The organism is Leifsonia poae (genome assembly GCF_020009625.1).
GTDB lineage: Bacteria > Actinomycetota > Actinomycetes > Actinomycetales > Microbacteriaceae > Leifsonia > Leifsonia poae_A.
Genome location: NZ_JAIHLP010000002.1, coordinates 296,188 through 313,853, shown reverse-complemented (window position 1 = coordinate 313,853; position 17,666 = coordinate 296,188). Strand labels below are relative to the sequence as shown.

Genomic DNA, 17,666 nt, shown 5'->3' with positions numbered 1-17,666 from the left:
GCTCAGGCGATGCACAGTAGCATTTCACCCATGCCGAAGAAGGGGTCGTACGCCAAAGGGATCGCCAAGCGGGAGGAGATTCTCGCCACGGCGCTCACCGTCTTCGCCCAACGGGGGTATCGGCGGGCTTCCCTGCGCGAGATCGCCGAATCCGTGGGGCTCAGCCAGGCCGGTCTGCTGCACCATTTCACGTCGAAGGAAGACCTCTTCGCCGAAGTGCTGCGCAAACGCGACGAGGTCGACTTCTCGGCGGCGGAACCCGGGGCGGACGACGCCTTCGCCGCTCTCGTCCGTGTCGTCCACCACAATGCCCAGGTGCCCGGGCTCGTGCAGCTCTACGCCACGATCTCAGCCGAGGCCGCCGACGACGACCACCCCGGACACGACTATTTCGTCGAGCGCTACCGCTCGATACTCTCGCAACTCGAGCAACACATCCGGTCGGAGCAGGCATCCGGCAGGCTCGACGCGGATCTCGACCCGCAGCAGATCGCGCGGCTCGGAATCGCCGTGGCCGACGGCATGCAGGTGCAGTGGATGCTCGACGGCACCGCCGATATGGCAGCAACTCTCGACTATTTCTGGTCACTCATCCGTCGATTGGGCAGCCCCTCGTGAACGAGGCGCTCACCTGGATCCTCGACCTCGTCCAGAGCGTCGACCCCGTCCTGCGCACGGCCCTTGCCGGTGTCGGCATCATGCTGGAGACGTCGATCCTCATCGGGTTGATCGTGCCGGGCGACACCGTGGTGCTCGTGGCCAGCACGGCCGTCGGCAATCCGGTCGAGTACGTCGCTCTCGTCATCGTGGTGATCGTCGGAGCGCTCATCGGTGAGAGCATCGGTTTCGGTCTCGGGCGACTCTTCGGACCAAAGATCCGCGCCAGCGGGCTCGGTCGACGGATCGGCACAAGCAATTGGGAGCGTGCGGAGGCTTACCTCGCGAAGCGTGGCGGTATCGCCGTCTTCCTCTCCCGGTTCCTCCCGGTGCTGCACTCGCTCATCCCCCTCACGGTCGGCATGAGCACGATGCGCTATCGCACCTTCATCGCGTGGACGGCCCCCGCCTGCACACTCTGGGCCCTCGCCTACGTCACCGTCGGTTCGCTCGCCGCGGGAAGCTACCGCGAACTCTCGCAGGAGCTGCACGGGGCCGGCTACGTGTTCGTCGCGATCATCGCGGTCTTCCTGGTTCTCGCCCTGGTCGTGAAGAAGGTGCTGCAGAAGCGCGAAGCCCGCCACATGGATGCCCCGCACACAGATGCGGCAGCCCGGTTGCCCGAGCCGCCGCATCCCGACGAGGTCTAGGACCCCACCTACTTCTTGATGTCGTGCTTCGAAAGCCATTCCTTGGCGAGCACGTCGGGCTGGGTCTTATTCGCCCCTTGGTTCTCTCCGTTCAGCTCGATCAGGTCTTCCGTGGTGAGCGCGGCCGAGACCTTGTTCAACACATCCTTGACCGTGCTCGATGCCTTCGCGGTGTTGATCAACGGCACGATGTTCTGGGCTGCGATCAGGTTCTTCGGGTCTTTGAGGGTCACGAAGTCGTTGTCCTTGATGGCGGGCGTCGTCGTGTAGATGTCGGCCAGCTGCACGTCGCCGTTCTTGAGCGCCGCCACGGTGAGCGGACCGCCGCTGTCGCTGATCGGCTTGAGGGTCGCGGTCACACCGTAGGCGCTCTTCAGCCCCGGAATACCGTAGGGCCGCGTCGCGAACTCCGGGTTGGCGCCCACCGTCAGCGGCTCGGTGACCTTCGACAGGTCAGAGAGGCTCGTGACACCCCATTTGTCGGAGAAGGCTTTGGTGACATTGTAGGAGTCGGCATCTTGCGCGCTTGACTGGTCGAGCACCTCGAAGCCCTTCGGCAGCGCGTCGTTGAGCGCGGCGTAGACGTCGTCGCTCGACGATGCGGTGCTGCTCTTGTCGTAGAACTGGAGCAGGTTGCCGCTGTACTCCGGAACCAGATCGATCGAGCCGTCTTTCAGCGCTGCGAGGTAGACGTCGCGCTGACCGATGCTCGGCTTCGTGGTGACCTTCACACCGTTGGCCTCCAGTGCCTGTGCGTAGATCTCCATCAGGATCTCGGACTCGCCGAACGCGGCGGAGCCGATGGTGATGGTGTCGCTGGACGACGAGCTGGTGTTTCCGCTGAGCGCGCCGCCGCCGGACGAGCACGCGCTGAGAGCCAGGAGGGCTCCCGCCGCGATCGCGCCGGCCGCGATGCGGCCTCTCTTGGATCCGAACATGGGGTTCTCTCTTTCGTTGGTGCGATGGATGGAGTGCTGCGATGGGTCAGTTGGGGCTTCGTCCCGGAACTACGATCCCGAGGGGACGCCACGGGTCTTTGGTGCGGACGTCTTCGACCTTTCCGGCGGCGACGCCCCGTGGGACGACGAGCCGCTGAATGAGGGCGAAGAGACCGTCGGTGATGAGGGCGAGCACGATCACGAGGATCGAGCCGCCGAGCATCTCGCCGTAGTTCTGAACGGATAGACCGTCGAACAAGAACCGGCCGAGTCCGCCGACCGGCAGGATCGCCGCGACGGTCCAGGTGGCGATGACCTGCAGGGCGGCCGAGCGCAGACCGCCGATGATCAGCGGTAGCGAGAGCGGAAGCTCGACTTTGACCAGGATCTGCATCTCGGTCATGCCCATGGCCCGCGCCGCGTCGATGGTGCGCCGGTCGACCGATTCAAGCCCGGAGTACGCACCGGCGAGCACCGGGGGGATCGCCAGGATCGTCAACGCGATCAGCGGCGGAACGATGCTCAGGTTCAGGGTGATCAGGGCGAGGTAGACGACGAGACCGAGGGTCGGTATGGCCCGGAGGGCGCCGGAGACGCCGATCGCGAGCCCTCGGAACCGCCCGGTGTGGCCGATCGCGAAGCCGATCGGCAGCGCGATCACGGCAGCGAGGATCAACGTGAGGAACGAATACCAGACGTGCTCGCCCAGCCGCACCCCGATCCCGCTGGGGCCGCCCCAGTGGGCGGGGTCGAGAACCCAGGCGAACGCCGCGATGATGTCGGTCATGCTCCCGTCACCGCCTTCAGCTCGGCGCGGCGGGTCACGCGCTTGGAGGTTCCGAGCCGCGTCCATGGCATCAGAAAACGGCCGAGCAGCACCAGCAGCACATCGAACACCAGCGCGACGACGACGACGGCGACGATGCCGGTCACGACCTCCGCATTGTTGTACTGGTTGAGCCCCTGCACGAACATCGTGCCGAGGTTGGACACACCGACCAGCGAGCCGACGCTCACCAGGCTCACCGTGCTGACCGAAACGACGCGGAGCCCCGCGAGCAGCACCGGACCGGAAAGCGGGAAGTCGACCGCCCAGAACCGGCGCCACGTGCTGAACCCGACGGCGGTCGCCGATTGCAGGACATCACCCGGAACGCTGGCCAGGGCGTCTGCACTGGTTCGCACCAGCAGGGCGAGCGCATAGAGGCTGAGCGCGATGACGACGTTGATCGGATCGAGGATCTTGGTACCGATCAGCGCCGGCATCGCGATGAACAGCGGAAGGGACGGGATGGCGTACAGAATGCCGCCGATCGTCAGGATGACCGCCCGGCTCGCGTGGTACCGGTTCGCCACCCAGCCGATCGGCAACGAGACGACGAAGCCGATCACGATCGGGAAGAAGCTCAGTGTCACATGAGCGACCGTGAGAGACCAGACCAGGTCGAGATTCGACCACAGCCAACTCACGACGCTTCCTCACCCTGCGCCGGAGCACCCACGACCGGAACGGTCGTGGCCCTTGCCTCGCTGGCGGCACCGGCGAGTACGCCCGCCGCCCGGCCCTCACTGTCGACGAGCACATCGCCCGTCGGAGTGCGCTGGATGTGCAGGGCGCGCTTTCCCCGTTCGACGCCCACGAACGATGCGACGAACTCATCGGCCGGGTTCGCGAGGATCTCGGCCGGCGTGCCCCGCTGCGCGACGATCCCGCCCTTGCGGAAGATGACGACCTGGGTGCCGATCCGGAAGGCCTCGTCGATATCGTGCGTCACGAAAACCACTGTCTTGTCGAGCTCGCGCTGCAGGTGCAGCAGCTCGTTCTGCAATTCGTCGCGCACGATCGGATCGACGGCGCCGAACGGCTCATCCATCAGCAGGATGTTCGGGTCGACCGCGAGCCCACGTGCCACTCCCACCCGCTGCTGCTGGCCGCCGGAGAGCTGGCTCGGATACTTGTCGGCCAGCGAGCGTTCCAGGCCGACCGTGTCCATCAGCTCCAGCGCGCGCGCACGCGCATCCTTCTTCGTCACGCCGCGCAGCAGCGGCACGGTGGCGATGTTGTCGACGATCTTGCGGTGCGGGAGCAGGCCCGAGTTCTGCATGACGTAGCCGATGCTGCGACGCAGCTGAACCGGTTTGAGGGACATGACGTCTTCGCCGTCGATCTCCACGGTTCCACTCGTCGGATCGACCATCCGGTTGATCATGCGCAGGATGGTCGTCTTGCCGCTGCCGGACGAACCGACGAGCACGGTGATCTCGCGCGACGGGATGACGAGGGAGAAGTCATCAACCGCGAGCGTACCGTCGGGGAACTGCTTCGTCACCGAGCGGAACTCGATCATAACTGCGGCTCATTCCTCGAAGGGCACATCGGATCAGCACAGGCCTGTCCTTCAACCCAAACACCATTCCGCAGGATTGGCAAAGTATTGCGTCGAAATATGGCAACCCGCATCTGACGCATCTGGGCCCCTTTCCTTCGCTCTCGGCGCGCGCGGCGCCCTCGACGGGTATGCAACCCGCTTCGGAGACGAATCTGCCATCGACCTCCGACATTCCCAGCTTTCTCGGAGGGTCAGGAGCGCCGGCACGCACGGGAAGACCCGTGCTGCGAAACGAAGGTTCCGATTACTCGCCGTCGCCGTAGCGCTTCGCGAGGTACTCGCGGGCCACCACTCGGGCCTCCTCGATGAAGCGCTCGTCGCCGTCGGCGTCGAGAAGGAAGGCACGGTTGATGAGCGAATCCGAGAGCTCGACGACGATCTCGAGGCGGAACTTGAGTTCGTCACCGGCGGGAAGGCCGAACTCGTCCGAGAGGATCTCGGCGAACCGGTGGGCGAAGAAGTCTTCCTCTTCACCGGCCCCCTCGTCGCTCAGCCCTGAACGCTCGGCGTCGGTGAACCGGATGATGCGGAAGCCCGGCTCCGCCCGGAACATCGCCACATACGCGTCGATGGCGCACTCGACGGCGTTCCACCAGTGCTCCGGTGCTGCCTCGCGGATCGTCTCGACCACCGCGGAACGGTAACGCTGCACGGCCCGGTCGCGCAATGCCTGCAGCAGCACGATGCGGTCCGGGAAGTAGCGGTAGACAGTTCCAATCGACGCACCGGCGCGCTCGGCCACCATCGCGGTCGTCAGCCGGTCGAATCCGATCTCGTCGACGACCTCGGCCGCGGCGTCGAGCAGCGCGTCGATTCGCGCAGCACTCCGCTCCTGAATCGGCTCGGTGCGCACCAACGGCGCCCCTGTCGGGTTCTGGCCTGCCACGAGATCATTGATGGGCACGAGGGCAACTCCTTCTTTTGCTGCACGTCAACACTACGTTGGTACGGGTCCCCAGCCCCGCACTGAAATGATCAGTGCGTTACTCGGATCATATTCGGGGAAACCTCATTTCCGCTCGGGAAAACCGTTCGACTCGCCGTTATTCTGTCCCCCACATCTGGGGGCTGCGCGCGAACAGCCCGAGGGTTCATGAGAAACTAGGCACATATGTCCGGATCACCCGACACGCGCGGCGCGAGCGTCGAGCCCATCATGCATCGCGCGGCTCGCATCGAGGATGCGTTCCATGAGTTCCGCGCTCGGCGCGCCCGCAAACGCGGTTTTTTGGCGACCGTCGTGCCGTACACCGGATACGGATCACCCAGCTGGGCGCGCATCCTCGCCCGTGTGGTGCTCGCGCGCGACCCAAGCCGGGGAGCCGCGCCGAGCGGAAGCACCGCAAGCGGGAAGAGAGCATCCGCGGCTGGCGCTCGTTCACGAGCGTGCCCGTCGCCGATGTTCCGGTCGTCGTCGAGATCGAGGGGAACACGCACACAGTGATGCCCGATCGCGGCGGCGTGATCGACACCGTCATCCCCGTGCACCTCGCGCCCGGATGGCACACCGTCCGGCTCTACACCTCGGATTCGAGCCGCGTGTTCGAGTCCCCCGTGTTCATCGTCGACCCCAAGGCCACATTCGGCATCATCTCCGATGTGGACGACACGGTGATGGTCACCGCACTCCCCGCCCACTGCTCGCCGCCTGGAACACCTTCGTCCTCGACGAGCACGCGCGGGTGCCGACGCCCGGAATGGCGGTGCTGCTGGAGCGTCTGGCCGCCACCAACCCGGGCACACCCGTCATCTATCTGTCGACGGGCGCCTGGAACGTCGCTCCCACCCTCACGCGTTTCCTCTCCCGCAACCTTTTCCCGGCCGGCCCGCTACTGCTCACCGATTGGGGGCCCACCCACGATCGGTTGTTCCGGAGCGGACGCGAGCATAAGCGCGTCAACCTGATCCGACTCGCCGAGGAGTTCCCCGGGCTCAAATGGCTGCTCGTGGGCGACGACGGCCAGCACGACGAGACGCTGTACGGCGAATTCACGGTCGCCCACCCGGACAGCGTCGCCGCAGTCGCCATCCGCCAGTTGTCGACCGGCGAAGCCGTTCTCGCCGGCGGCCGCTCCAAAGCGGAGAAGCACACCGGTCTCAGCGGCGCGCCCTGGGTCTACGCGCCGGACGGCGCCGGCCTGAGCGACCAGCTGACCGAGCTCGGCATCCTGCACTGACATCCAGCCCGACAGCTGGGCCGTCGCGCTGTCGGCCGCATGCAGGATACTGACCCCATGACAGCAAGCGCCGCCGATCTGCTCCGCTTCCGTCTCCTCGCCCACGGGTTGGAGGGGCCGACCGAGAGCAGCCCCTCGGCCGTCGTCGAGCGCATGCTCGCGGTGCAGGCCCAGGATTTCGGTGCCGCATGCTGGGCACTCGGCATCCGCGCGCCCGGCACCACGCAACAGGATGTGCTCGCTGAACTCGACGCTGGACGCATCGTGCGCTCCTGGCCGATGCGCGGCACCCTCCACTTCGTGCCACCAGCCGACCTCGGGTGGATGCTCTCCCTCACCACCGAACGGATGCTGGCCGGTCTCACCCTGCGTCACCGCCAGCTCGAACTCGAGTCGCCCGACTTCATCCGGGCCCGCGACGTGGCGACCGGCGCGATCGCCGGCGGCGGCAGCATCTCTCGGGCCGAGCTCCTGTCGCTCTGGGAGGAGAACGGCATCGCGACCACCGGTCAGCGCGGCTACCACCTCATCTACTATCTGGCCCAGATCGGTGTGCTCGTCTGGGGCCCCGCGCACAAGACGCAGCAGTCGCTCGTGCTGGCCGAGGAGTGGATCGCTCACCCGCGACGGCTCGACCACGACGAGGCTCTCGCTGAGTTCCTCGTGAGGTATCTCACCGGGCACGGACCGGCGACGCTCAAGGATTTCGTCTGGTGGACCAAGGGCACCGTCGTCGGCACCAAGACAGCGCTCGCGGTGGCCGGTGACCGACTCCGTTCACTGACCGTCGACGGCGTGGAGTACTGGCTCACCAGCGAGCTCGCCGACCGGGCGCTCGCACCCACGACGGCCGCAGAGAGGGCCGCGGTCGTCCTCCTGCCTGGCTTCGACGAGTACATCATCGGCTACCAGATCCGCGGGCCGGTGCTCGACCCCGCCCATGCCGACCTCGTCGTCCCGGGCGGGAACGGCGTCTTCGCCCCGGTCGTCCTCGCACGGGGTCGAGCCGTCGGCACCTGGAAGCGCACGACGACCGCGAAACGGGTGACCCTCGCTCCGCAGCCGTTCAGTCGCCCGCTCACCGCAGGTCAGCTCACCCGGCTCGACCGTGGTGCGCGGGCCTACGGTCGCTTCCTGGGTCTCACCGGAACCGTCGCCTGACGCCGGTACCCTGGAGGGGTGCCTCTTCGACTCCCCGCGAACATCCGGACGTCCACACGCGTCCCGTTCCTGCAGGTGGCGAAGACCGCGATCGCGATGATCCTCGCCTGGGTGACAGCGAGCGTCTTCGTTCCGGGCAATCTTCCCGTCTTCGCCACGATCGCGGCCCTGCTCGTCGTTCAGCCGAGTGTGAACCAGTCGGTCGGCCGGGCGATAGAGCGCAGTCTCGGCGTGATCGTCGGGTTCTGATCGCTTACGCGATCGGGCTGGCCTTCGGCACCAACAGTTGGATCGTGCTGCTGGCCGTGGTGATCTCCATCATCCTGGCCTGGGCTCTCAAGCTCACACCGGGAACGGCGAACCAGGTGCCGATCACGGCCATGCTGGTGCTCTCGGTGGGGGCGTCCACGCCCGACTATGCCGCCGCGCGCATCATCGAGACGATCATCGGCGCGATCATCGGCGTCGTCGTCAACATCGTGATCGTCCCGCCCGTGCTCTTGGCTCCCGCCCACACCTCCGTCCTCCGTCTCGCCAACGAGATCGCGGCGACGCTGGAGCGTCTCGCCACTGCCCTCGTGGTGAATCAGACGACAGCCGGGCTCAACGAGCTCCTGCTGGAGGCTCGCCTGCTGCGGCCGATGGAGAAGAAGGCCGACGCGGCTCTCGTGCAGGGCCGCGAAAGCCTCACCCTCAATCCTCGACAATCGAAGCATCGGCGCGTGCTCGAGCACGACGACGAACTCTTCGCCCGCCTACGCCCCCTGATCACCAGGGCCCTCGGCATGACACGGGCATTCCACGACCACTACGACGACAGCCTGGCTGCCGAGCCGACCATCCGCGCGATCGCCGATGAGCTCGAACGCTCGGCGCACGACCTGCGGCTCCTCGCCCGCGACCCGGATGCGCCGCAGCCCGAACCGGACACCCGCACGGCTGGCATCCCAGTGCTCACGGCTCCGCTGGTGATCAGTACTCCCGACCCCCGGCACTGGGTGCTGCTCGGCTCCCTCATGGAGGATCTTCGCCGGATCCACGACGAGATCACCGGCGAGGATTCCGTCTGAGGCGCGCGAGACCCCCTCAACGCTGTCAGGGACCCCGCCGAAGCGGGATCCCTGACGTATTCGAAGCCTGAGGCTCAGCTCTGGGCGAGCACAGCCTGCAGTTCGAGGGTGATGGTGACCTCGTCGCCGAGGAGCATCCCACCGGTCTCGAGGGCCGCGTTGTAGGTCAGACCGAACTCTTCGCGGTTGATCTTGGTCTTGGCGGTCGCGCCGGCCTTGTAGTTGCCGTAGGGGTCCTGCCCGAAGCCGCCGAAGTCGAAGTCGAAGGTGACCGGCCTGGTCACGCCCTTGATCGTCAGCTCGCCGTCGACGAGGAAGTCGCCGCCCTCGGACCGCACTCCGGTGGAGACGAACTCGATGTGCGGGAATTCGTCGGCGAGGAAGAAGTCTCCGGTGCGGAGGTGCGCATCCCGGTTCTTGTCCTTCGTGTTCACCGAGGCGACCTCCGCCTTGGCGCTCACGGTCGACTCGAGCGGGTTCTCTGCCGTGACGAACGTCGCGTCGAAGTTCTCGAAAACGCCCTTCACCTTGCTGATCATGAGGTGACGGATGCTGAATCCGACCTCGCTGTGGGAGGGGTCGATGGTCCAGGTTCCGGCTTTGTACCCGGGATCTCGATGGTCGTGCTCATTCGGTTTCTCCTTCAAGAGTCAAGGGCGAGTCGGCTCTCGCGCCGCTCAGGAGTATGCAAGCGCATGGACAAGCGCTCTATTCCGAAATCCGGAAAGAAAGTTGACGCGTCACTGTTTTGCAGCGAGCGAGTGTCGCAACGCGAGGAGCTTGCGGGCGTCGGCGTCGATCTGCGCCGGGCTGATGCGTCCCTGCTGCACGGCCGCGACGACAGCATCGACCAATGCATCCGGATCCATACCCGCAGCGGCCGGATCGGCCGGCAGCACGAAGAGCAGCATCGTATTGCCCGCCGCCAGGGCCCGCACGGCGTTCTCCGCCGGGTTCTGATACTCGGCCAGACCGGTGTCCTGCAGCATGCGCATATCGTCGGTGATCGTCACACCCTGAAATCCGAGCTGCTCCGTCAGGATGCGGTGCCAGGCGGGAGAGAGCGAGGCCGGCGCGGAATCGACCGCGCTGTACACGAGATGTCCGAACATCACGAGCTCAGCGCCCGCCTTGATCCCCGAGACGAACGACGGCGCATCCTTCGCCCGCCACTGGTCGAGCGTGACCGGTGTGGTGGGAACACTGTCGTGGGAATCCGCCTCGGTCTCGCCGTGACCCGGAAAATGTTTGAGCGTGGAGAACACGGTGCCGCGCTCCCCCGTCACCGATGCCGCGACATGCGCGGACGCCGAAGCGGGGTCCGTCCCGAGCACGCGATCGAAGATGAACGATGCCGGATCCGCCGTCACATCGGCCACGGTCCCGAAGTTCACCGTGACACCGACCTGAGCGAGCAAGGCGGCCCGGCGGGAGAAGGCCTGCTCCGTCGCTTCCGGCGGCTGGACCCGCAGCGACTCCGCCCCCGGAAGGTCATCCCACGGCAGACGTGTGACATCCCCGCCCTCTTCGTCGATCGCGATCAGCGGCGGAAGCGCGGGATCTGACACCATGGCCGCTGTCTCGGCCGCGAGGGCGGCCGGTGTCGGTGGAACGTTGTCCCCCATCAGAATCATGCCGCCAACCCCGTACCGGTCGACGAATGATCGCAGCGCGGCGCCGTCGGTGCCCGGCTGGTGCAGCATCAAGAGGCTCGCCACCTTCTGGCGCAGCGTCATCGACTCCAGACGGGCATCGACGAAGGCGGTGAGCGGATCCACGGTCGGTGTCGGGGTCACCGATGCCGCCGCTGTCGAAGCAGAGGTGGAGCGAGGGGTCTGCTCCGCGCATCCGGTGCCGCATCCGGCCACCAGCGCGACGAGCCCTGCGGCTGCGATGACGCGCCCGAGAAGGCGCCGGGACGGTCGTCCCGTCACGTTCGGGCGCCTGTCGCCACCAGCCCCACCGGAACCGGCCCCGTCGACCCGCGCACCACGAGCTCCGGTTCGAAGAACAGCTCGTCGGTCGTCGCCGAATCGCTCGAGATCTGGCGCAGGAGCAGCTCGATGATGGTGCGCCCCATCGGCTCGATCGGCTGACGGACTGTGGTCAGCGGAGGTTCCGTGCAGTTCATGAGCGCCGAGTCATCATAGCCGACGATCGAGACATCCTGCGGCACGGACAGCCCGGCGCGCCGCACGGCTCGCACGGCACCGAGCGCCATCGGATCGCTCGCGCACACGATCGCCGTCACCCCGGAGCGCAGCAGTCGCGATGCCGCCGCCTGCCCCGCCTCGAGCGAATAGAGCGAGTGCACGACCAGGTCGTCGTCCAGCGGAACACCCCACCCGTCGAAGATCCGTCGTGCCGCCGCCAGTTTGCGCTGCGACGGCACATGGTCCCTCGGTCCCAGCAGCAGCCCGATCCGGGTGTGCCCCAGGGAGCGCAGATGGGTGAGCGCCTGAGCCGTGGCGACGGCGTCGTCGCAGGAGACGGTGGCGAAATCGAGTTCGTCGACCGGCGCGTTCACCAGCACCGTTGGCAGGTGCAGATGGGTGAGCCGGTCGTAGTGTTCGTGAGAGGCGTCTTCCTGAGCGTACGCACCGCCGACGAAGACCACCCCGGACACCTGCTGCTGCAGGAGCAGCTCGACGTAGTCGGCCTCCGAGATGCCACCCGCCGTCTGCGTGCACAACACCGGGGTGTAGCCGTTCTGAGCGAGGGCACCGCAGATCACTTCGGCGAACGCGGGGAAGATCGGGTTCTGCAGCTCCGGGAGGACGAGCCCCACGAGCCGCGCGCGTTCGCCGCGCAGCTTGCTCGGACGTTCATAGCCGAGAACGTCCAGCGCCGTCAGCACGGCCTCGCGCGTGGCATCGGATACCCCGGCCTTCTCGTTCAGCACGCGACTGACGGTGGCCTCGCTCACCCCGACCTTGCGCGCCACCTCGGCGAGACGTTTCGACATGAGCCCAGCCTACGCAAATCCTTGCAATCGAACGCAAGTCTTTTACAGTTCGCCGCGGCGGCCTACGATGGCGAACATGGCGAACAAGGCGGCGGCGCTCCTGCTCGCCAGCCACCCCGGGCCGACCCTGATCGTGACGGTCGTCGCGGGCGTCCTCGGCGTCGGCCTCGGCTACGCGCCGGCACGTGTGGCGCTGCTGTCGGCCGCAATCCTGTTCGGGCAGCTCTCGATCGGTCTGTCGAACGATTGGCTCGATGCCGCGCGGGATGCCGCGGTACAGCGCCCGGACAAACCGGCCGCTCGCGGCGCGATCGGCGTGCCGACGGTCCGGGTGGCCGCCTTCATCGCGCTGGCCGTCGCCCTCGCGCTCACCTTCTTCCTCGGCCCCGCAGCGTTGGTCGCCCATGCCGTCGCCATTGCCGGCGGGTGGGCGTACAACCTCGGCCTCAAGGCCACGGTCGTGTCGTTCGTTCCGTTCATCATCAGTTTCGGTCTTCTCCCGGCTATTGCCACCCTGGGTCAGACGACCCCCCGACTCGCCACCGGCTGGGTGCTCGCCGCCGCTGCACTCCTCGGGGTGGCCGCCCACATCACGAATGTGCTCCCCGACCTCGCCGACGACGCGAACACCGGGATCCGCGGAATGCCGCACCGACTCGGCACGCGATCCAGCGGACTCATCGCCTTCGCCTGCCTCGCGGTGGCCACCGTGCTGATCACGACCGGGCCGGGCTGGCCACCACGTCCGCTGTTCATCGGTGGACTCGTGCTGGGTACGGCGGCCGCCGTGCTCGGCGTCGTGCTGGTCGTTCGGGCAACACCGACCCGTCTGCTGATGCGGCTCATCATGACGTGTGCTGTCGTTGACGTCGTGATGCTGGCTCTCGCCGGTCAGTCGATCGCGGTCTGAACCGGGGCCGCGGCGGGCTCCCGATTGCGGATCCCGATTGCAGACACCACGCCGCCGATGAGCAGAAGGAGCGCCGTGCACAGCATCGCCCGGTCCAACCCCGCCCGGTCGAGCTGCTCGCCGATGATAAGCCCGGCGAGGGCCACCGTGATGAGACCCGCGATCCGCGAGACCGCATTGTTCACAGCCGAACCGATCCCGGCTTGCGCGGGGTGGATCGATCCGAGGATCGCCGCCGTGAGCGGGGCGACCGTGATCGAGAGGCCGACACCGAACAAGAGCACGGCCGGCAACAGATTGAACAGATAGCTGACGTCCGGGCCGAGCATGAGCAGCCAAAGGAACCCGCACGCGGCGATCATCGGGCCGATCGCCATGAACAGACGAGGCCCGTGACGGCCCGCCAGACTGCCGAAGAAGCCGGACAACAGCAGCATGCAGATCGTGGACGGGATGAAGACCAGACCCGCTGCGGTCGCCGCGAAGCCGACGACCTGCTGCAGGTACAGCGTCACCATGAGCGGGCCGAAAGCGAGAGCGCCGTAGACGAGGGCCGTCGCGATGTTCCCCACCCAGAAGTTGTGAACACGGAACAGGCCGAGCGGCAGCATCGGCCGTTTCGCCCTCGTCTGCCAGAAGAAGAAGGCCGCGAGCAGCACAAGACCGGCGATCAGCGGAATGAGCACCCGAGGGCTCCCCCAGCCATCCGGTCCCTGCTCGATCAGCCCGTACACCGTGCCGGCGAGACCGAGCGAGCCGAGAACCGCACCGAGCACGTCGACGCGGCCGCCCATCCCCTTGTCGGGCTCTTTCAGCGTGAGCATCAACGCGAGCGTCACCGCGATCGGCACCACATTGATCACGAACACCCACCGCCAGGACAGGGTGTCCACGAAGATGCCGCCGAGAACGGGACCGGCGATCATCGCGACACCGGTCCACGCCGTCCAGCGCCCGATCGCCTTGGCCTGCGCCGCACCAGAGAACGTCGAGATGATCAGCGCGAGGGAGCTCGGCACGAGCAGAGCGCCTGTCACGCCCTGAAGGGCGCGCGCCACCACCAGGAAGACGCCGCTCGGCGCGAAGGCGCAGAGCAGCGACGTGATGCCGAAGCCGACCAGGCCTGCGTAGAGCACCCGTTTGCGACCGAAGACGTCGGAGAGGGAACCGGCGATCAGGATGAGGGAACCGAGTGTGACGAGATATCCGTCGACAACCCACTGCTGAAGCGGTAGCCCGCCTCCGAGTTCTCGGTCGATCGCGGGAAGCGCGACGTTGATCACCGCGCCGTCGAGGAAGGCCACGAAGCTGGCGAGGATCGCCACGATCAGCACTCGGCGCTGCACCGACGTCGTCGGCTCCGCGGTCACCACATCTCCGTCATCATCTTCTGACGCTAAGGGGGCCGACCCCGAATGGCAACCCGGCTTCCGCTCCGGGGGGATCTGCGCGTAGCCTGAGTCCCGTCATGCCCGAGGAACCACAGGCGGTCTCCGAGCGACCGGAACACCCCGGCGGAATCACGGTCGCGGCCGTCACCCGCGCGTGCTGGATCCTGGTGCTGGTTCTCACCGCAACCTTCCATTTCATCCGGGGCGCACCCGTCGACGCCTGGATCTTCCTCGCCGCCGGTGTTGTGCTGGCCCTCGACGCTCTCGGCTGGCTGCGCATCCCGCTCGAGTCCCCGACCGTGCGTGAGAACAGTTCGCGTGGGCTGCTGATCGGGACGCTCATCGTCGCCCTCACCCTCGTCCTCGCGCTCTCGCCCCTCTACGGCGGTGTGGACACCGTCCTCATCGTCGGCGGTGGGGTCCTCCTTGTGCCGATCATCTGGGTGGGGCCGCGCGGTCGCGAGCGCGCTATTCCTCCCCGTCGAGCGATCCGTCGCGCCGCCATCGCCTGGTCGACCGTGATCGTGATCGGATGCGCGTGGGAGATTGTCGCCTTCTTCCTCGGCCATGGGGCGCCCGCCGCCACGACGCCGTTCCCAGCGCTCTCCGACCTGCTCGACCCTCTGATCGCCTGGCCACCCAGCCGGGCATTGCTCATCGCGCTCTGGCTCCTGGGAGGCTACGTGCTTCTCCGGCGAGGCAGACAGCCATGAGAGTCGTCACCATGGCCGGCTTCATCGCGTGCGGCGTCGTGATGGCTGTCCTCGTTCTGCAATCCCATCGTGGCTCAGCACGTCTAGCTGTAGTGCCCAGGTAGGTTGCTCGATAGCCGGGTGATGGGCGGGAGCTTTCCGGTGGCGGTGTGGGGTCGGTGTTGATTGTAGTGATGGAGCCAGGCGGGGAGGGCTGCGCGGCGGGCTGACTCGGAGTTGTAGTGGCGGGCGAATGCCCATCCGTCGCTCATCGTGCGGTGGAAGCGTTCGATTTTGCCGTTCGTTTGCGGCCGGTAGGGGCGGGTGAACTTCGGGCGGATGCCGAGGTCCGTGCAGGCGTGTCGCCAGGCGTGGGAGCGGTAGGCGGAGCCGTTGTCGGAGAGGACGCGTTCGACGCGGACTCCACGATCGGCGAACCAGGACGTCGCCCGTTGGAGGACTCCGATCGCAGTCTCAGCGCGTTCGTCGTCGTGGATCTCGGCGTAGGCGACGCGGGAATGGTCATCGATCACGGTGTGCACGAACGCGTGTCGCATCTTCGGGTTGTAGTACTGGTTGCGGTCTTTGCCCGGCGTCTTCGCCCGATTCCTGTCGCCCTGGGCTCGGCCGACGAACCGCCACCCGCCGCCGTCGGGGATGTTGCCGAGCTTCTTCACATCGACATGGATCAGCGATCCGGGGTAGTCGTGTTCGTAACGTCGGGCCGGTTCCCCGGTCTTCACATCGACATGGGTGAGCCGGTTGAGACGGCAACGCACCAGAACCGCGTGAACGGTCGACGCCGGCATCCCCAGCCGGCCAGCGATTTGCACCGGACCAAGGCGTTTCTTGATCCGCAGATGCACGATCTTCTTCACCAGCAGCTGCGGGGTCCGATTCGGATGCGCGTGCGGGCGGGAGGACCGATCTGTCATCCCCTCCGGGCCGAGTTCGACGTAGCGGCGTGCCCATTTCGCGGCGGTCGGCCACGAAACACGGAAGTAGTCAGCCGCCGCAGCGACGGTCCAGCCCTCGTCGATGATCAGTCGCGCAACACGCAACCTTTGCCGCGGCGTCAAAGCCGCATTACCGTGAGACACGAGAACCTCCAGGTTTCGAGTGAGTGTCTAAGCAACTCCCACTCTGGCCCGGAGGTTCTCGCCATGTCACGGATGCCAAATCAAACAACGTCCCTGGGCACTACATCTAGCGCCGTTCGCCAGCCTCCTCGACGTGGTGATGGCCGACCGGGCGGCCCGTCTGACGATCCTGCTGTTCTGGTGGTGGTTGGGCTGGCACTTCCTGATCACGCCGCCGTCGCCCTGAACGTCAGTTGTTGCCTTTCGTGCAGGTCTGCTGAGCAGCCGTCTGTCCGGTCACCGAGGGAGGAAGCGCAACAGGTCCTCCGGGGGTCGGCGTCGCCGAGGTGTCAGGCGGGGTGGCCGGCGTCGCAGGCGACGTGGCGCCTCCGGTCGGCGTCGGGTCTTCGGCCGCGACGCCGGTCGAGCCGGTCAGCTTCACCGGCCGGTCGTTCACCAGAGCCGTTCCGAGCAACTCGGCCGCGTACTCGTTCGGCACCACGCGTTCTTTGTTGTCCGGATCCGTGACCGCGGGATACTGCATGAACACCACGTTGTCGAGACCGGTGTCTTTCAATGCGAGCCCGATCTGCACCAGGGTCGTCGGGCTCAGCGAGTCGGAGAGCGTCATGTTGGTGGCGGCGGCCTTGGCGAGCCCGTACAGCTGCAGCGGATTCGCGAGAACTCCGCCGTCGACCACTTTGCGTGCGAGGGCAGACAGGAACACCTGCTGATTGCTGATCCGCCCCAGGTCGCTGCCGTCGCCGACGCCATGCCTACTCCGCAGGAACGAGAGCGCCTCGTCTCCGACCAGCGTGTTCTGGCCGGCAGGAAGATCCAACGGCGGGTTCGTGAAGTCATCGGAGACCGGCGTCGCCAGGCAGACGGTGACACCGCCGACAGCCGTCGACATCGCGCTGACACCAGTGAAGTTGATCTCGGCCGCAAACGGGATCGTGATGCCGGTCATCTTCTCCACGGTGAGCGCGACGCACGGAAGGCCGCCGCGCGAGAGCGCCGTGTTGAACATTCCTTTGTCCGTTCCGTAGGCCGTGCCGTCTCCCGATGCTGCCGGGCAGTCCGGGATCGGAACCATCAGGTCGCGCGGAAAACTGATCACCATCGCGCTCCGATGATCCTGAGCGATGTGCAGCAGCATCGTCACATCGTTGTTGCCCGCACCGGAGCTTGCGTCTTGCTCCTCGCTCGATTGGTAGACACCACCCAGACCGGACCGGCTGTCCGTGCCCGCGATGAGGAAGTTCACGCCTCCTTCGATCGCACCCACATTCGGGATGGCCTGGTCGGTGTGCCCAGGAAGTCCTGGCAGGTGGATCGTCGGCTTGAACGAGCGCGTGACATCCCACACGGCGTACGCCGCCACCGACCCGGCGCTCACCGCGACGACGGCGACGGCCGCCGCCAGCAGCCTGGCGATCGCCCCCACCGCGCGACGACGTGGAAGCCGGCCGTGCCGCACCGCCGTCGCCGACGAGGCGCGCTGATGGCGGCGGGGAAGGTCGGTCATCGCTGGTCCTTATGCGTCAAGTTCCGGGAAGCTGGGCTGCCTGGAATCTTAGGACACG

Annotated in this window: 19 protein-coding genes and 1 pseudogene; 9 read left to right on the top strand and 11 right to left on the bottom strand. The window is 66.7% G+C overall.

The features are described 5' to 3' along the window. Positions 1 to 30: 30 nt before the first annotated feature. Positions 31 to 618 carry a TetR/AcrR family transcriptional regulator gene (locus tag K5L49_RS02220; RefSeq protein WP_223690396.1) on the top strand — a complete coding sequence of 196 codons (588 nt, stop codon included), beginning with the start codon at positions 31 to 33 and terminating at the stop codon, positions 616 to 618. Next, positions 615 to 1,307 carry a DedA family protein gene (locus K5L49_RS02215; RefSeq protein ID WP_223690395.1) on the top strand — a complete coding sequence of 231 codons (693 nt, stop codon included), beginning with the start codon at positions 615 to 617 and terminating at the stop codon, positions 1,305 to 1,307. The genes K5L49_RS02220 and K5L49_RS02215 overlap by 4 nt, the downstream gene beginning before the upstream one ends. 8 nt (positions 1,308 to 1,315) lie before the next feature. Here the strand turns inward: K5L49_RS02215 and K5L49_RS02210 are convergent, their stop codons facing one another. The 5 genes from K5L49_RS02210 to K5L49_RS02190 form a co-directional block, all read right to left on the bottom strand. Continuing rightward, entirely contained in the window at positions 1,316 to 2,245 is a 930-nt protein-coding gene (locus K5L49_RS02210) for an ABC transporter substrate-binding protein (protein ID WP_223690394.1), read from the bottom strand. 46 nt (positions 2,246 to 2,291) lie between these two features. Further along, positions 2,292 to 3,032, bottom strand: a complete 741-nt coding sequence (locus K5L49_RS02205) for an ABC transporter permease (protein WP_223690393.1) — start codon at positions 3,030 to 3,032, stop codon at positions 2,292 to 2,294. Next, positions 3,029 to 3,715 carry an ABC transporter permease gene (locus K5L49_RS02200; protein WP_223690392.1) on the bottom strand — a complete coding sequence of 229 codons (687 nt, stop codon included), beginning with the start codon at positions 3,713 to 3,715 and terminating at the stop codon, positions 3,029 to 3,031. Before K5L49_RS02200 ends, K5L49_RS02205 begins: the two co-directional genes overlap by 4 nt. Next, entirely contained in the window at positions 3,712 to 4,593 is an 882-nt protein-coding gene (locus K5L49_RS02195) for an ABC transporter ATP-binding protein (protein WP_223690391.1), read from the bottom strand. Before K5L49_RS02195 ends, K5L49_RS02200 begins: the two co-directional genes overlap by 4 nt. 286 nt (positions 4,594 to 4,879) lie before the next feature. Continuing rightward, complete coding sequence (locus tag K5L49_RS02190) at positions 4,880 to 5,539, bottom strand: TetR/AcrR family transcriptional regulator (RefSeq protein WP_223690390.1); 660 nt, start codon at positions 5,537 to 5,539, stop codon at positions 4,880 to 4,882. Positions 5,540 to 5,791: 252 nt separating this feature from the next. Between K5L49_RS02190 and K5L49_RS20625 the strand changes: the two are divergent. The 4 genes and pseudogenes from K5L49_RS20625 to K5L49_RS02175 all read left to right on the top strand — a co-directional run bounded on the left by K5L49_RS20625 (position 5,792) and on the right by K5L49_RS02175 (position 9,043). Continuing rightward, positions 5,792 to 6,812, top strand: a pseudogene (locus tag K5L49_RS20625) (App1 family protein). A gap of 57 nt (positions 6,813 to 6,869) precedes the next feature. Beyond that, on the top strand, positions 6,870 to 7,973 hold the full coding sequence (locus K5L49_RS02180) for a winged helix DNA-binding domain-containing protein (RefSeq protein WP_223690389.1): 1,104 nt from the start codon (positions 6,870 to 6,872) through the stop codon (positions 7,971 to 7,973). Positions 7,974 to 7,991: 18 nt separating this feature from the next. Next, complete coding sequence (locus tag K5L49_RS20350) at positions 7,992 to 8,222, top strand: aromatic acid exporter family protein (RefSeq protein WP_308116502.1); 231 nt, start codon at positions 7,992 to 7,994, stop codon at positions 8,220 to 8,222. 44 nt (positions 8,223 to 8,266) lie between these two features. Continuing rightward, positions 8,267 to 9,043, top strand: a complete 777-nt coding sequence (locus tag K5L49_RS02175; RefSeq protein WP_308116501.1) for an FUSC family protein — start codon at positions 8,267 to 8,269, stop codon at positions 9,041 to 9,043. Positions 9,044 to 9,117: 74 nt separating this feature from the next. Here K5L49_RS02175 and K5L49_RS02170 read toward each other — a convergent pair whose 3' ends face one another. The 3 genes from K5L49_RS02170 to K5L49_RS02160 all read right to left on the bottom strand — a co-directional run bounded on the left by K5L49_RS02170 (position 9,118) and on the right by K5L49_RS02160 (position 12,008). Continuing rightward, complete coding sequence (locus K5L49_RS02170) at positions 9,118 to 9,690, bottom strand: YceI family protein (RefSeq protein WP_223690388.1); 573 nt, start codon at positions 9,688 to 9,690, stop codon at positions 9,118 to 9,120. A 93-nt stretch (positions 9,691 to 9,783) separates the two neighbouring features. Further along, entirely contained in the window at positions 9,784 to 10,977 is a 1,194-nt protein-coding gene (locus tag K5L49_RS02165) for a glycoside hydrolase family 3 N-terminal domain-containing protein (RefSeq protein ID WP_223690387.1), read from the bottom strand. Continuing rightward, positions 10,974 to 12,008 carry a LacI family DNA-binding transcriptional regulator gene (locus tag K5L49_RS02160; protein ID WP_223690386.1) on the bottom strand — a complete coding sequence of 345 codons (1,035 nt, stop codon included), beginning with the start codon at positions 12,006 to 12,008 and terminating at the stop codon, positions 10,974 to 10,976. Before K5L49_RS02160 ends, K5L49_RS02165 begins: the two co-directional genes overlap by 4 nt. Before the next feature lie 76 nt (positions 12,009 to 12,084). Here K5L49_RS02160 and K5L49_RS02155 point away from each other — a divergent pair, with 76 nt between their 5' ends. Continuing rightward, a complete protein-coding gene (locus K5L49_RS02155; RefSeq protein WP_223690385.1) occupies positions 12,085 to 12,918 on the top strand; it encodes a UbiA family prenyltransferase in 834 nt (277 codons plus the stop codon). On the opposite strand, the gene K5L49_RS02150 is transcribed toward K5L49_RS02155, so the two are convergent. Continuing rightward, positions 12,900 to 14,288, bottom strand: coding sequence for a DHA2 family efflux MFS transporter permease subunit (locus K5L49_RS02150; RefSeq protein ID WP_223690384.1), 1,389 nt, complete (start codon positions 14,286 to 14,288; stop codon positions 12,900 to 12,902). The genes K5L49_RS02155 and K5L49_RS02150 overlap by 19 nt on opposite strands. Positions 14,289 to 14,386: 98 nt before the next feature. Here K5L49_RS02150 and K5L49_RS02145 point away from each other — a divergent pair, with 98 nt between their 5' ends. Then, entirely contained in the window at positions 14,387 to 15,022 is a 636-nt protein-coding gene (locus tag K5L49_RS02145; RefSeq protein WP_223690383.1) for a hypothetical protein, read from the top strand. Between the two features lie 83 nt (positions 15,023 to 15,105). Here K5L49_RS02145 and K5L49_RS02140 read toward each other — a convergent pair whose 3' ends face one another. Beyond that, on the bottom strand, positions 15,106 to 16,101 hold the full coding sequence (locus K5L49_RS02140) for an IS481 family transposase (protein ID WP_223690382.1): 996 nt from the start codon (positions 16,099 to 16,101) through the stop codon (positions 15,106 to 15,108). 43 nt (positions 16,102 to 16,144) lie between these two features. On the opposite strand from K5L49_RS02140, the gene K5L49_RS02135 reads away from it, so the two are divergent. Next, positions 16,145 to 16,327: a DUF6186 family protein gene (locus K5L49_RS02135; protein WP_263298970.1), complete on the top strand. Its 183-nt coding sequence runs from the start codon at positions 16,145 to 16,147 to the stop codon at positions 16,325 to 16,327. Positions 16,328 to 16,330: 3 nt separating this feature from the next. On the opposite strand, the gene K5L49_RS02130 is transcribed toward K5L49_RS02135, so the two are convergent. Further along, entirely contained in the window at positions 16,331 to 17,608 is a 1,278-nt protein-coding gene (locus tag K5L49_RS02130; RefSeq protein ID WP_223690381.1) for an LCP family protein, read from the bottom strand. Positions 17,609 to 17,666 lie beyond the last annotated feature (58 nt).